The following is a 13,599-nucleotide window of genomic DNA, read 5'->3' as shown; positions in this document are numbered from 1 at the left end:
CTTTAAGTGGGGTGTTTATATGGCAAAAATATTAGCCGTAGATGATGACAAAGCAGTTTTAGTACTAATAAAAAATATACTTAAAAAAGACAATCATATTGTCACTATTATTTCTGATCCAAATAAGGTTTTAAGGGAGCAGTTAGGTGAATTTGACCTAATTTTACTTGATATTATGATGAGCGAAATGGATGGCTTTACTTTATGCAAAAACATCCGCAATAAAGTTGATTGTCCAATACTATTTCTCACAGCAAAATCCATGGAAAATGACATTATGTATGGACTTGGAATAGGTGCTGATGACTACATTTTAAAACCATTTGGAGCAGGAGAACTGAGAGCAAGAATTAATGCTCATTTAAGACGAGAAAAGCGTGAAAAGCGTACCACACTTTGCCTCGGTGATACTAACTTTAATTTATCTGGCAAAGAAATATCAATTAATAGCAATAAGCTCTCCTTAACCAAAAGTGAATACGAAATTTGTGAATTTCTTGCCCGTAATAGAGGACAGGTTTTTTCAAAGGAAAGAATATATGAAGCTGTGTTTGGGTTTGATGGTGAAAGTGAGCCCTCAGCAATTGTAGAACATATCAAAAATATAAGAGCTAAATTTTCAAAATTCAAAAATTGTCCTATAGAAACTGTTTGGGGGATTGGCTACAAATGGGCATAAAAAAACAGGTTAAATTACGTACAATATTTATTAAATATTTATTTGCATTTTGTATAAGTACTCTTTTTGTTATAATCTTAGCTATAACAGCAACCTTAACTTTGCCAAATTTATTCGGTACAATTCCCAATAAGGGGCTACTGCCTGCTAATTATGCTCAAAATGAACTAATGAAAGCAAAGGATAAAATTGTAGCAAGTAAAAAGGTAACTCCTAATTTAATTCCTGACTTATGTAAATATGCAGTATACACAAAAAACGGGAAAATGATTTCAGGAAATTTAAGTTCTAGAACTGCTAAAAAAGCCTGGGTACTTTCTCAAAATACTGATGACAGTAGCGATTTATTCTATCACTATCTAAAAATAAACCGAAAAGATGAAGTTTGCATTGTACAGTACTCATTTTATGTACAATTTGCCTCTTCAACTTTGCGTAAATTTTTACCAATTCCAGTAGTACTACTTATCATTTTATTTTGCTTTGGATTTATTTTAGAAACCATTATATTAACTAGAAGTTTTAGTAAAAAAATAATTCAAAAAATGAGTGGACTGCAAACTGCAGTTGATAAAATACAAAATCAAGATTTAGATTTTTCTATGGAACCCAGTGGAATACTCGAAGTAGATAATATACTTTCCTCAATAGATAAAATGAAAGAAGCCTTAAAAGCATCCATGAAAAAACAGTGGAACTTGGAGGAAGCTCGAAAAGCACAAATTTCTGCACTTGCTCATGATATAAAAACACCATTAACTATTGTAAAAGGCAATGCAGAACTACTTACCGAAACAGAGGAAAATGATGATCAAAAAGAATATACAAACTATATTATAGAAAGCAGTCATGATATGGAAAGGTATATTAAAGCATTAATTGAAATTTCAAAAGCTGAAACAGGCTACAGCATACATAAAGAAAACATTGATACTAAAAAGTACTTAGATGAACTTTTGAGTCATATAAAAGCTTTAACGTCTATAAAGAAATTGAAGCTTCAATTTAACGCTTATAATCTACCAAAAAGCTTTAGCGTTGATTGCAATTTACTTCAAAGAGCAATCCTAAATGTAGTATCAAACGCCGTTGATTATTCAAAAGAAAACAGCTCGATTGCTTTTTCTGTAGAAGGAACTACAAAACATATCAATTTTGTAATTTGTGATAGTGGAAGTGGCTTTTCAAAAGAAGCTCTTAATAAGGCAAAGCAGCAATTTTATATGGGAGACTCCAGTAGAGGTAGCAAGTTTCATTATGGAATGGGACTCTATATTGCAAATTCAATTGTAAAACAGCACGGAGGAAAAATGGAGCTCTCTAATTCAGATATTACTAAGGGAGCAGAAATAAGGATTTGCATTCCAATAGAAAAATAATTTTTTAATCCACTTAGTCTCCTATAAAACCAGCTCTTGGATATATTGAATATGAAAATCCCAATTTAGATGATTTTTTATAAGCTTAATACTTTGTCGACATTTTTCTAAATTCTCCAATTATCATGAATATGCTCATTACGCATATGATTCCATCTGTTAATGCTGGAGCTATAAATACACCATGTATACCAAGGCCATTTATTTTTGGCATTATAAATCACCTCTCTGCATAGTTAATGCTATATAATGGTATAATTTACTTAAAAAGCTTATAGATATAAAAGATATCAAAATAAATTTTTAGGGGTAATAAATTTGATTCAATTATGTATAATATTAATTATTGTTTTAATCAGAATAATAGCTGCTCATAGTATTTCTTATGGAGTAGTATACAAAACCAAACCATTCTCTAATAATATTTTTTCTAATTACAGCTGTAAAGCTAATCTTAAATAAACATCAAACAAGAATGGATTTCTTAAAAGCTCTTCTGCAATAACAACAAAGTTAATATATTCAGGTGAGCTAAAAACACATCTTTCAACTGCAATAAATCTAAAACATCCGTATTGTTCTGGATTGAAAGACAAGGAAGTATCTGTTCCAATTTTTACTTATTTAATTCACCACGAGAAGTTTGGATATTTCTTAGTTGATTCGGGTTGTGATTCTTCATACATAAATAATCCTTATGAGAGAATGAAAGTATCATTAATTAGTAGGTTTGTTCCAAAAATAATTTTAAAACCTGAAGATGCAATTGATATATTTGGTGATCATAGTTTTTGGGCAATATCTACTCCAGGGCATACAAAAGGGCATACTTCTTATTTTGTCAATATAAAAGAACATCCAATTCTTATAGCTGGTGATGCATGCTGTATCAGTTTAAGCATGGCGAAAGGTGTTGGTCCTTCAGGTTCAGATGTGACACTTGGGCAAAAATCATTTGAAAGAATTATGCAGTTTCTTAAAGATAATCCTGAGGTAAAGGTATGGATGGGACACGAATTTCCCAAATAATGTTCCTCTCCAGTTATAAATTTTTATTTAATTAAGTTCTCATTTTTTAAATTTTTCAAAGAAACAAGAAAGCATTTCTGCAAGATATTCCATATACTTTTCCTGCTTTTTAGAATCCTCTATAGAGGAAACAACTATAGCATTTCTACTGGTGGTTTCAACTATCAATTGTGCAATAACTTCTGAATCTTCACCTGAAAAATAATTCTCAATTTCTTTAATTATTTCTTCATCACGTCTTTTTATCAATTTTTTTATTTCAGGATAATCATCCATAATCCTGTCTCTCTCCATAAAAATTTTTATTTTTGATCTTATTTTTAATAATCCATCGTATAGATAGCTATAAATTTTTGTTTTTAAATCACCATCTTCGTCAAACAACCTTTTTAATAATTCTATAATTTTACTACTGTCATCATCATATCCTAGATTTAAACATTCGTAATAGATTTTACTTTTATCTTTAAAGTAATTATAAAATATTCCAATAGAAACCCCAGCTTCTTTTGCAATGTCTTTAGAAGTTGTATCATAAAATCCTTTTTTATTGAAAAGCTCTTCTGCCGCTGTAATTAACTTTTTTCTAGTTTCAAGTGCTCTTCTTTGTTTAGGTTTTTCATCATAATTTTTTTCCATAGAACCACCTTTTATATAAAAATTAATATTTAATAAGTTAATTATAAAGCTAAAAAAAATTAAGGTCAATAAATTTTGAACCGAAGTTCAATTTTGTATTGACAATAATTATTTGTGTATATATAATAAAAACTGAACTTTGGTTCAATTTTAAAAATATGTTGGAGGCTATTATGGACAATAAAAAAGATTACTTGGGTCTTGTAGGATTATTATTGGTTGGTTTCATAGGAAACCTAGATATTTCAGTAGTTAACATTGCTTTGCCATCTATAGAGAAATACTTTAATTCAGATTTAAACACTGTAATGTGGATAACATTAATATTTGCTCTAGTAAGTACAAGTACTTTAATTCCAATATGCAAATTGGGAGATATGTTTGGAAGAAAAAAAGTTCTCCTTATATGCTTAACTATTTTTTCAATAGCTTCAGTACTTTGTGCTGTTTCTAATTCTTTAAATATTTTAATATTAGGACGTGGACTTCAAGCCTTGGGTGCTTCTGCTCTGATGACTATTTCTATTCCACTCGCTTTAGATATTTTTCCAAAAGAAAAAAGGAATTTTATTGCAGGTATATGGGGAGCTATTTGTGCCTTAGCCATAGCAATAGGTCCATCTTTGGGAGGATATATTGTTCAATGCTCCAGTTGGAGATATATTTTCTTTATTAATATACCTATTTGCCTTATAAGTTTTATATTAATTTTTAGTTTTATAAAAGAAAGTTTTAACCAAAATAACAATAAAAGCATTGATTTTATTGGAACAATTATTTTAGCTGCTGCTCTCTCAACTCTTACCTATTCACTTACTGAAGGAAACACCTATGGTTTCACCTCTAAAAAAATACTTACTTTATTGATAACAAGTGCCATATGTTTTATTGCCTTTACACTTTTAGAAAAAGCAATTTCTAATCCTATAATAGATTTTTCATTGTTTAAAATAAGAAGTTTCTTTATTTCGTCTTGCACTATAGGTTTTATAACGATTATAAGCGTAATTTTTTCTAATTTTATTAATTTCTTTTTTAATGGAATATCAAATTATACCTCTTCAGAAAGTGGTAATATAATTTTCTTCTATGCTTTAGGCCTTATGCTTTCCTCAATTATTGCTGGAAAGTTAACTACAAAATTTAAAATATCCGCCGTGTCATTATTTTCCATAATCATATGTATAATTTCAATATTTTTAATAATACATATTGCTCCTAACACAACTAAAACAACTTTTATAATAATATTGTTTATTGCAGGTCTAGGTTCAGGTGCCCCTAGCAGTCAATTAGTGGCTTCTGCACTTTCTGATGTTCCAAATGAGAAATCCGGATTAGCCTCTGGTTTAACTAATTTAATAGCAAAATTATTTTTCATCGTGCTAACTGCTATTATGACTTGCAGTTTAACATATAAAGAAAATATTGCATTTAACAACACTAAGAAATATTTAATTAGCAATGTATCCTCTTCTCAAGTTTTAGATAAAAAAACAAAAGATATTATTGAAAGCAATTTAACTTCCCTAAATAAAAATAATTTTAGCTTAATACAAAAGAACATTACCTTAAAACTAAAAAAAGATGCCCAAACTATTATAAAGAATAGTTCAAGCATCAAAACAAGAGAAGCGCTTCTGAAAAAGGCAGCCCATATAAACAATTATTTAACTAAAACAATGAAAGCTACTAAAGTAGAAAGTATGAAATATTATTCTAATGCTTTTACAACTACCTTTAAGTTAAGCTTTATATTCCTTGGAATATCAATTTTATTCTGTCCTTTTGTAAATCCTAATCGTAAAAAAACTGAAGCATAAAATACAATGTGTTGGGATTGTCGTACTAAAAATTAGTGCAGCATTCTAAGCTTATGATTGAAATTTTCCTTTTTCAATATATAGTCCAACTATCCATAAAACTACAAGTACATAGTTTTCTAATGCTCCTACTAAACTCATATATTTTACGGGATTATTTAAATAAGCAATTAAATGATTTATATCAAATCCAATGCCTCCAATAATTAAAAATAGGATTGTACGCAAAAAATCTCGAATAGAATATCTATTCGAGATTTGAAATATACACTAATTAAATTGCGTTAATTTAGATAGCTGTAATATTTTCTGCTTGAGGTCCTTTTTGTCCTTGAGCAACATCAAAAGAAACCTTTTGACCTTCTTCAAGTGACTTATAACCTTCTGATTTTATTTGAGAAAAATGTGCAAAAACATCTTTTCCATCTTCTCCTGTAATAAATCCAAAACCTTTTTCTGAATTAAACCATTTTACTGTACCAGTCATATAACTGTACCTCCGAAATTTTATTATTCTTAAACTCATCGTACTAATTCACTAATAAAATTTCGATATCATCATACTATACGAAGAAAGTACTAACTGAAATATATTTTGTGGAACTATTAACTATCAATTTAAGTTATCCTAATAATAACACTCTTTTTTAGATAAAGCAAATTATTTCTTAATTTAAATTATCACGTTTATATATGGTTTCTATACTTAATTTTAACTCCTACAAGGGATTTTTCCATTCATATAACCAAGAAGCTTTAAAACTAATTACCATCTTAAATTAAGTATCGCTTTCATTTGACTTTTCAAACTATTAGTTCTCTAAAACATTTCTTAGTTTTATGTCTAACCTTTTTTATTTAGGAACGTGTCACACTATGGTAAAGTTCTCCGTAAACAATCCTAAATCTAATCGCTAATTCTATTTAAAAAGCTTTCTCCATTATCCACTTTCTCCGTACCTAAAATTTCTGCCACAGTCTGCCCTATATCTGCAAAAGTTTTTCTCGTGCCTAAATTTACATTACTCTTAATATCTTTTCCATACGCTATAAATGGTACATACTCCCTCGTATGATCTGTTCCATGCGCCGTAGGATCACAGCCATGATCAGCAGTGATAAATAAAACATCATTATCATTCATAGTGTTCATTATTTCTGGAAGCCTTGTATCAAAGTCTTCAAGTCCTTTTCCGTAGGCTTTAACATCTCTTCTATGTCCCCACTTCATATCAAAATCAACGAGATTAGTGTATATTAAGCCCTTTTTATTGGTTTTCATATAATCTATAGTCTTATCTACACCATCCATATTATCCTTAGTATGAACTGCTTCTGTAACGCCTTTTCCTTCAAATATATCTTCTATTTTGCCCACTGCCATTACATTGTTTCCAGATTTTTTTATTTTATCAAGCACTGTATCGTAAGGAGGTTCAAGTGAAAAATCCCTTCTATTTGGTGTCCTCGTAAATGCACCTTTCTTCTCTCCTACAAAAGGTCTTGCTATAACTCTTGCGACAGCATGCTTTCCTGTTAATATTTTTCTTGCTTTTCTGCATATATCATAAAGCTCTTCTGGCATCACAACAGCTTCATTAGCAGCTATCTGAAAAACACTGTCTCCAGAAGTGTATACTATAAGTTTTCCTGTTTTTATGTGTTCCTCTCCAAGTTCATCTAAAATAACTGTTCCAGAGGCCGGTTTATTCCCTATGATTTTTCTACCAACTGCTTTTTCAAAAGCATCTACTACTTCAGCCGGAAAACCATTTGGATATGTTGGAAAAGGAGTTCTTGAAATTATTCCTGCCATCTCCCAGTGACCTGTAGTGGTATCCTTTCCTACTGAAGCCTCTGCAAACCTCCCATATGAACCAAGAGGTTCGCTGCATTTTTCTATACCTTCCATGGTATCTATATCTCCAAGACCAAGCTTAACTAAATTAGGTATATTTATTCCTCCAAGGCTTTTAGAAATGTGTCCAAGTGTATTTGAGCCTTCATCTCCATACTTATCCGCATCATACATTTCTCCCATTCCCACACTATCAAGTACAATCCATATAACTCTATTTATCATAATGTCACTCAACCTCTTTCCATATACAAATATATCCCCATTATATCATTTTTCCATGAATTTCTGAATATCATCAAAAACATGCGCATTGTAATCATCATGAACAGTGACCTTACATATATCATAAAGCTTTTCAAGCTGCTTTACTATTTGTTCTAATTTATCATCATTTTTTACGAGCAAGTACATGCAACTTTCTTCTCCAGTACCTATTCTTGAACATAAAATTCCTTCAAGATTAAAGGCACGCCTTGCAAAAAGTCCCGTTATATGTGACATTACTCCCGGATGATTTACTACTACAAGTTCTATTATTACATTTTCAACACTATTCATGCATATTACCTCCCAACATTGTGCTATTGCTTCCTCCCGGTGGCACCATAGGCAGTACATTTTCAAAGGGATATATAGGAGCATTTATAAGGCATGGTCCTTGTTTTGCGAAGGCCTCACTTAAAACCTTATCATCATTTAAATTGTAGCCTTTAACACCAAAGCCGCTTGCTATTGCTGCAAAATCATGTCCCATAGGAAAATCACTTGCAATGTAGTTTTTATCATAAAAAAGCTCCTGCTGCTGTCTTACAAGACCTAAATGAGAATTATTCATAACAACTATAGTTACATTGAGGTTAAGCTCTGCAAGGGTGGACAATTCCTGAACATTCATTAAAAATGATCCATCACCGCTTATGCATACAACCTTTTTATTTGGATTAGCAAGTGCTGCTCCAATAGCTGCCGGAAGGCCAAAGCCCATAGTTCCAAGCCCACCCGATGTTAGAAAAGTTCTTGGCTTTCTAAATTTATAATACTGAGCTACCCACATTTGATGCTGCCCCACATCTGTCGTTATTATGGTGTCTTCATCAAGTAGATTATTTATAGCTTCCACTAAGTTTATAGGATGAGCTAAGCTTTTGTCCTTGTGTGGCCTATAAATTGGGTACTTCTCTTTAAGGTCATTTATGCGATTAACCCAATTTAACCTTTCATCTTCTTTTACTCTAGGTATGAGTTCTCTTAAAACCTCATTTATATTTCCTGCAATAGAATAGTCGCTTTTTCTAAGCTTATCTATTTCTGCCGGATCAATATCAACATGAACAAATGCTGCATTAGGACAAAATTTATCTATATTTCCTGTTGATCTATCATCGAATCTTATTCCAAATCCTAAAATAAGATCTGCTTCTTCCATTATTAAATTTGTATGCGCAGCTCCATGCATACCAAACATGCCTAAGTATAACGGATTTTCGGCATCCAAGGTTCCAAGTCCCATTAAGGTTGCTGCAACTGGTATATTGTTCTTATTGGAAATTTCCTTCACTAAATCTTCAGAGTTAGAATTTATTATTCCTCCTCCTATGCACATTACAGGTTTTTTAGCATTGTTAATCATTTTGGCTACCTTTTCAATTTCTGAACCCTTCAGACTGCTTTCCTTTGAATAATTGTTTAAATGTTCTGAAATTTCAAATTCTATTTCTTCCATTTGTACATCCTTAGGTATATCTACCACTACAGGTCCTGGCCTTCCCTCCTTAGCTATTTTAAAAGCTTCTGGTATAACTTTCTTTAACTCCTTTGCTGACCTCACAAGAAAATTATGCTTTGTTATTGGAAGCGTAAGTCCATAAGTATCCACTTCTTGAAAAGCATCTGTCCCAATGTCCTTATACGGAACCTGGCCTGTTATTGCAACAATAGGTATTGAGTCAAGCTTAGCATCTGCAATAGCTGTAATAAGATTTGTAACTCCTGGTCCTGAAGTTGCAAAGCAAACCGCTGCCTCTCCTGTTGTTCTTGCAATACCATGACATATAAAACCAGCCCCCTGCTCATGTCTTGCTAAAATGTGTTTTATGCTGTTCTTATGAAGTTCATTGTATATTGGCAAATTAGATCCGCCTGGAATTCCCGCTACAAGTTTCACACCCTCTCTTTCAAGAAGTCTTATTGTAATTTCAGCCCCACTACATTTCATTAACAACACCCCTTATATAATTTATATTAATATACTATCTTTAAGCTTTTTACTAGCTAAAAATTATTTTTCTCCAATTAACCCTTTTTCAGAGTAGAGAGTAAAGAGTAGAGTGAATGTTAATTTTCTGCTGCCGCCATTTCAAAATAAGCCCTGTTATATTCGTTTAGCAAAGCTGAACATCATTCTATTCTTTTATATAATATAGATTTATCTGACGAAAGGAAGATAAATCATCCTTCACTCTACACTCTACTCTATTATTTTAAAATTGCCTGTAAATACTTCATTCCTGCCCTCTAAGCATTCCCTGTAATTTCTCATATAGATAAAAAAAGCTTCATCCTAAAACAAAGGACGAAGTGTAAATTCGCGGTACCACCTAAATTCGTGTCTAAACACGCTCTCAATATAATACAGGCGCAAAGCCGATATTACTTTCCTTTTAACGGTGGAACTCCGTTGAAGTCTACTTACCACTAAGGCGTTCGGTTCAAAGCTCAAAGACTACCTTCCATGCATTCCTCATAGGAAATTTACACCCACATTCCTTCTCTTTATTTCAGAAATACACATACTCCTTCTTATCAAAGCTTTTAAATATTGAAATTATATTAACAAATATAGTTTAAAGCGTCAAGCAAGAAAATATACATTTGCTTTTTTTAAGCATAATACTATGAAATTTATTAAACTTATAAAAACAGCTTTTATTTTTTCCAAATCATGTTTTTAACTTCTATTGCATAAACTCAGGAAATTTTTTCCTCTTATAGCCTTTTTTGCGAAAAAATTTTCGCAAAATTTCATAAATGTTCCATATAATGAAGCTATATACCTTGATTTTTTTTATTTTTCCTATAAAATTTAAAATATAATAAATTTTAGAGGTGAAAAATATGAACTCAATAGGAATCGTAAGGAAAGTTGACGAATTAGGAAGAATAGTAATTCCAAAGGAAACTAGATCTCAATTAGCTATAAGCGAAGGTGACTCATTAGAAATCTTTATTGATGAGGAAGAAAACCATATCATCTTGAGAAAATACTCACCAGGCTGCACATTTTGCAATTCATTAAGTGATATCACATACTTCAAAGGCATACGTGTTTGTAAGGAATGTTTAGACAAGCTAGATTCATTACAAGAATAATCTATAATAAATTATTTACTTAAAAAGAGGTTAACAATTTAAATTGTAACCTCTTCTATTCTTATATCATTGCTTTTTCGAGAAAAATCTAAGTAATTATCTTCCACCTTAACAATAGGACTTAAAATATCATAGGGTGGTATGTACACTATTTTACCCTTTTCTCCATTACTTAGCAGCACATTGCTTCCTATATAGTATAAAGAAATATTACTTAAAAATACATTTAATACTTCAACATCGTAAAGTGAAAGACCCTCCGTTAAAAACATATTAAAGGCTCTAAATGGTGTAACCTTCCTTTTATATACTCTATTAGAAGTCATAGCATCATAAGTATCAGCTATGGCTATAACTTTTGCATATAAACTTATTCTATTCTCTGGCAAATTATATGGATATCCAGAACCATCCGTTCTCTCATGGTGAAGAAGTATTGCCTTTTTCGTATCCTCACTGATTTCCTGTGCTTCTTTTACTATATCATAACCATAAAGAGGATGCTTTTTCATTTCTTCAAACTCTTCATATGTAAGTTTAGCCGGCTTATTTAATATTTTATTGTCCACTTTCATTTTTCCTATATCATGAAGTATTCCAGCTTGAATAAGCTCCTTCATTTGCTCCTCAGACATTTTCATCCATCTTCCAATAAGCATTGAATAAAAAGCTACATTAACACTATGAACAAAGGTGTATTCATCTGTACTTTGCAAGTCCAACATATATTTCATAATGCAGTCCGTATCAAAAGCCTTATCATATATCCTATTTGTAATTGCTATAACTCTATTGCAATTAATTCCGCTCCCTGTAAATATATCAAAAATTAACTTTTGCGTAGATATAATAATATCCTCATATTCCTTCTTAAAATTAAGATATTTTATGTCTTTATTATAGTCCTCTTCATCACACTTACATATGCATACCTTAAAAATTCCGAACTCCCGAAGTCTTTTCTTTATATACTCATTTATAATTGTATTTTTGCTTACTATCTTGATACCATTATAGTTAAATATATCTTCCCCAAGCACGTCCCCAGTTTTGCACTTCGATATATTAACAATATTTTTTGCCATCACATCATACCTCCAATACTAAATGAAGTATATATATAATACACTTTATCTGAAATCTTCAATATTTTAACCTTCTGTTATATATCAGTAATTATAAATATATTGTAACATATCATGTCTAAAAAACAATTATTTTATATATTTATAAGAGTTTCACTTCACATTCAATTATAACTTATAAGCTAGTACAGGTTTAATAAACCAATATTACCTCAAAATATATCTAAAGTGGCTCTTTTTTTATTTATAAATTTATGTCACAATATATGTTGAGGTGTAAATATGATTTTTGATTTAAAGTTAAATGATAAGACTTCCAAAAAGTTGCAAATTGAAGATTATATAAAGAAACTGATTAATGAAGGGCTTCTTCAAAGCGGTGAAAAACTACCTTCAACAAGAGAAATGGGATTAATGTTAAAGGTGAGCAGAAACACCATAATAAAGGTATATGAAACTCTCTGTGATGAAGGTTTTATATCCACAACAAAGGGTAAGGGAACCTTTATATCTGGTAAAAAAATCCGTTCTAATACAGGTCAGCATCTTAAATGGGGGTCAATCATTAATGATTACACTAAAAAAGCAGAAAATTTAGACATAATAAAGCACGAAATGAGAAGTAAAAAAGGAATGATTTCCTTTGACAGCATTTCACCAGACAAGAATTTATTTGATTTAGAGGAATTTAAAAGAGATTTCTTAAACATACTTTCTCTTGAAGGAAATAACATATTAAATTACGGCTATGCAAAGGGATATAAACCTTTAATTGATTGTCTAAAAAAATATATGTCTGACAAGGGAATTGATTTTGAAAATAAAGATATACTTATAACCAACGGATTCACAGAAGGTTTTGATATTGTTTTATCCTCCATTACAGAACCTGGTGATAAAATAATTTGTGAAAATCCTACTCATAACACAGCAATAAAGCTTATGAAGCTCCACGATTTAAATATCACTGGCATAGCTATGGAGGAGGATGGAATAAATGCTTTTGAACTTGAAAAAGAATTAAAAGAAGGAAGACCACCTAAAGCCGCTTATTTAATACCATCCTATCACAATCCGACAGGCATAGTTATGTCTTCACAAAAACGTTTATCTGTGCTTAAATTATTAAATAATTATAAGGTTCCAATAATTGAGGATGGTTTTAACGAAGAACTAAGATACTCAAACTCAACTATAACTCCAATAGCAGCGTTAAATGGAAGAGGAAATAGTGTTATATATATAGGGAGCTTTTCAAAAATACTTTTTCCCGGAATGCGAATTGGATGGATAGCCGCGGACAAGGAGCTTATATCCTATCTCGAAAGCATAAAAAGGAGCCGAAACATTCATACCTCCTTTTTAGATCAGGCAATACTATATGAATACCTTATGGTAGGTAACTTCGATAAATATGTTAAAAAAGCAAAAAAGTATTACAAAGAAAAATATGAACTTGCAATAAAATATGCTAATTTATATATACCCTATACGAAACTATCTGGTGAGGGTGGACTTCATATTTTTATAGAGGTCAAAGGTGTAAACTCACGAAAGGTAATGAAAGAATGCTACAAAAAAGGAGTAATCTTTACCCCTGGTGATATATTTTTTACTAATAATAGCGGCGAAGATACCTTTAGACTTAGTTTTTCAAGAGTAAGCAAAGAAGAAATAGAACGTGGTTTTAAGATAATTGGAGATACTATTAAAGAATCTTTAAGGAGGATTTAAA

The 13,599-nt window shown here is 31.0% G+C and carries 13 protein-coding genes and 1 other annotated feature; of the genes, 6 read left to right on the top strand and 7 right to left on the bottom strand.

Annotated features, from left to right (window positions below; translation table 11 throughout):
- The first annotated feature begins 19 nt into the window (after nucleotides 1-19).
- Both ACJDT4_RS07605 and ACJDT4_RS07600 read left to right on the top strand, forming a co-directional pair.
- Entirely contained in the window at nucleotides 20-679 is a 660-nt protein-coding gene (locus ACJDT4_RS07605; RefSeq protein WP_406786951.1) for a response regulator transcription factor, read from the top strand.
- Nucleotides 670-2,058 (top strand): sensor histidine kinase, encoded by a 1,389-nt coding sequence (locus ACJDT4_RS07600; protein ID WP_406786950.1) that lies wholly within the window; start codon nucleotides 670-672, stop codon nucleotides 2,056-2,058. The genes ACJDT4_RS07605 and ACJDT4_RS07600 overlap by 10 nt, the downstream gene beginning before the upstream one ends.
- A gap of 85 nt (nucleotides 2,059-2,143) precedes the next feature.
- Here the strand turns inward: ACJDT4_RS07600 and ACJDT4_RS07595 are convergent, their stop codons facing one another.
- Complete coding sequence (locus tag ACJDT4_RS07595; RefSeq protein ID WP_406786949.1) at nucleotides 2,144-2,272, bottom strand: hypothetical protein; 129 nt, start codon at nucleotides 2,270-2,272, stop codon at nucleotides 2,144-2,146.
- 371 nt (nucleotides 2,273-2,643) lie between these two features.
- On the opposite strand from ACJDT4_RS07595, the gene ACJDT4_RS07590 reads away from it, so the two are divergent.
- Nucleotides 2,644-3,087, top strand: coding sequence for an MBL fold metallo-hydrolase (locus tag ACJDT4_RS07590; RefSeq protein WP_406786948.1), 444 nt, complete (start codon nucleotides 2,644-2,646; stop codon nucleotides 3,085-3,087).
- 39 nt (nucleotides 3,088-3,126) lie between these two features.
- On the opposite strand, the gene ACJDT4_RS07585 is transcribed toward ACJDT4_RS07590, so the two are convergent.
- Nucleotides 3,127-3,726: a TetR/AcrR family transcriptional regulator gene (locus ACJDT4_RS07585; RefSeq protein ID WP_406786947.1), complete on the bottom strand. Its 600-nt coding sequence runs from the start codon at nucleotides 3,724-3,726 to the stop codon at nucleotides 3,127-3,129.
- A gap of 173 nt (nucleotides 3,727-3,899) precedes the next feature.
- On the opposite strand from ACJDT4_RS07585, the gene ACJDT4_RS07580 reads away from it, so the two are divergent.
- Nucleotides 3,900-5,549, top strand: a complete 1,650-nt coding sequence (locus ACJDT4_RS07580) for a DHA2 family efflux MFS transporter permease subunit (RefSeq protein WP_406786946.1) — start codon at nucleotides 3,900-3,902, stop codon at nucleotides 5,547-5,549.
- A 289-nt stretch (nucleotides 5,550-5,838) separates the two neighbouring features.
- Here the strand turns inward: ACJDT4_RS07580 and ACJDT4_RS07575 are convergent, their stop codons facing one another.
- The 4 genes from ACJDT4_RS07575 to ilvB all read right to left on the bottom strand — a co-directional run bounded on the left by ACJDT4_RS07575 (nucleotide 5,839) and on the right by ilvB (nucleotide 9,625).
- Nucleotides 5,839-6,036, bottom strand: coding sequence for a cold-shock protein (locus ACJDT4_RS07575; RefSeq protein WP_406786945.1), 198 nt, complete (start codon nucleotides 6,034-6,036; stop codon nucleotides 5,839-5,841).
- Nucleotides 6,037-6,456: 420 nt separating this feature from the next.
- The gene (locus ACJDT4_RS07570; RefSeq protein ID WP_406786944.1) at nucleotides 6,457-7,632 is read right to left on the bottom strand and encodes a phosphopentomutase; all 1,176 of its coding nucleotides are present in this window, start codon (nucleotides 7,630-7,632) and stop codon (nucleotides 6,457-6,459) included.
- Between the two features lie 45 nt (nucleotides 7,633-7,677).
- On the bottom strand, nucleotides 7,678-7,968 hold the full coding sequence (gene ilvN / locus ACJDT4_RS07565) for an acetolactate synthase small subunit (RefSeq protein WP_406786943.1): 291 nt from the start codon (nucleotides 7,966-7,968) through the stop codon (nucleotides 7,678-7,680).
- Nucleotides 7,961-9,625: a biosynthetic-type acetolactate synthase large subunit gene (ilvB, locus tag ACJDT4_RS07560; protein ID WP_406786942.1), complete on the bottom strand. Its 1,665-nt coding sequence runs from the start codon at nucleotides 9,623-9,625 to the stop codon at nucleotides 7,961-7,963. Before ilvB ends, ilvN begins: the two co-directional genes overlap by 8 nt.
- Nucleotides 9,626-9,975: 350 nt before the next feature.
- Nucleotides 9,976-10,225 (bottom strand) — a binding site (T-box leader).
- Nucleotides 10,226-10,524: 299 nt separating this feature from the next.
- On the opposite strand from ilvB, the gene ACJDT4_RS07555 reads away from it, so the two are divergent.
- Nucleotides 10,525-10,779: an AbrB/MazE/SpoVT family DNA-binding domain-containing protein gene (locus tag ACJDT4_RS07555; RefSeq protein WP_406786941.1), complete on the top strand. Its 255-nt coding sequence runs from the start codon at nucleotides 10,525-10,527 to the stop codon at nucleotides 10,777-10,779.
- A 38-nt stretch (nucleotides 10,780-10,817) separates the two neighbouring features.
- Here ACJDT4_RS07555 and ACJDT4_RS07550 read toward each other — a convergent pair whose 3' ends face one another.
- Nucleotides 10,818-11,864: an HD-GYP domain-containing protein gene (locus ACJDT4_RS07550; RefSeq protein WP_406786940.1), complete on the bottom strand. Its 1,047-nt coding sequence runs from the start codon at nucleotides 11,862-11,864 to the stop codon at nucleotides 10,818-10,820.
- A gap of 282 nt (nucleotides 11,865-12,146) precedes the next feature.
- Here ACJDT4_RS07550 and ACJDT4_RS07545 point away from each other — a divergent pair, with 282 nt between their 5' ends.
- Entirely contained in the window at nucleotides 12,147-13,598 is a 1,452-nt protein-coding gene (locus ACJDT4_RS07545; RefSeq protein ID WP_406786939.1) for an aminotransferase-like domain-containing protein, read from the top strand.
- The last annotated feature ends 1 nt before the right edge of the window (nucleotide 13,599 follow it).

The sequence above is a fragment of the Clostridium neuense genome (assembly GCF_045310695.1).
GTDB classification, from domain to species: domain Bacteria; phylum Bacillota; class Clostridia; order Clostridiales; family Clostridiaceae; genus Clostridium_S; species Clostridium_S neuense.
The sequence above is the reverse complement of the archived record's forward strand: the minus strand, read 5'-3'. Positions and strand labels throughout refer to the sequence as shown.

Excerpts from the sequence above, each read along its gene's own strand:
- ACJDT4_RS07600 (WP_406786950.1), top strand. The coding sequence starts at position 670 with ATGGGCATAAAAAAACAGGTTAAATTACGTACAATATTTATTAAATAT.
- ACJDT4_RS07595 (WP_406786949.1), bottom strand. The coding sequence starts at position 2,272 with ATGCCAAAAATAAATGGCCTTGGTATACATGGTGTATTTATAGCTCCA.
- ACJDT4_RS07575 (WP_406786945.1), bottom strand. The coding sequence starts at position 6,036 with ATGACTGGTACAGTAAAATGGTTTAATTCAGAAAAAGGTTTTGGATTT.
- ACJDT4_RS07580 (WP_406786946.1), top strand. The coding sequence starts at position 3,900 with ATGGACAATAAAAAAGATTACTTGGGTCTTGTAGGATTATTATTGGTT.
- ACJDT4_RS07545 (WP_406786939.1), top strand. The coding sequence starts at position 12,147 with ATGATTTTTGATTTAAAGTTAAATGATAAGACTTCCAAAAAGTTGCAA.
- ilvB (WP_406786942.1), bottom strand. The coding sequence starts at position 9,625 with ATGAAATGTAGTGGGGCTGAAATTACAATAAGACTTCTTGAAAGAGAG.
- ACJDT4_RS07605 (WP_406786951.1), top strand. The coding sequence starts at position 20 with ATGGCAAAAATATTAGCCGTAGATGATGACAAAGCAGTTTTAGTACTA.
- ilvN (WP_406786943.1), bottom strand. The coding sequence starts at position 7,968 with ATGAATAGTGTTGAAAATGTAATAATAGAACTTGTAGTAGTAAATCAT.
- ACJDT4_RS07550 (WP_406786940.1), bottom strand. The coding sequence starts at position 11,864 with ATGGCAAAAAATATTGTTAATATATCGAAGTGCAAAACTGGGGACGTG.
- ACJDT4_RS07585 (WP_406786947.1), bottom strand. The coding sequence starts at position 3,726 with ATGGAAAAAAATTATGATGAAAAACCTAAACAAAGAAGAGCACTTGAA.
- ACJDT4_RS07570 (WP_406786944.1), bottom strand. The coding sequence starts at position 7,632 with ATGATAAATAGAGTTATATGGATTGTACTTGATAGTGTGGGAATGGGA.
- ACJDT4_RS07555 (WP_406786941.1), top strand. The coding sequence starts at position 10,525 with ATGAACTCAATAGGAATCGTAAGGAAAGTTGACGAATTAGGAAGAATA.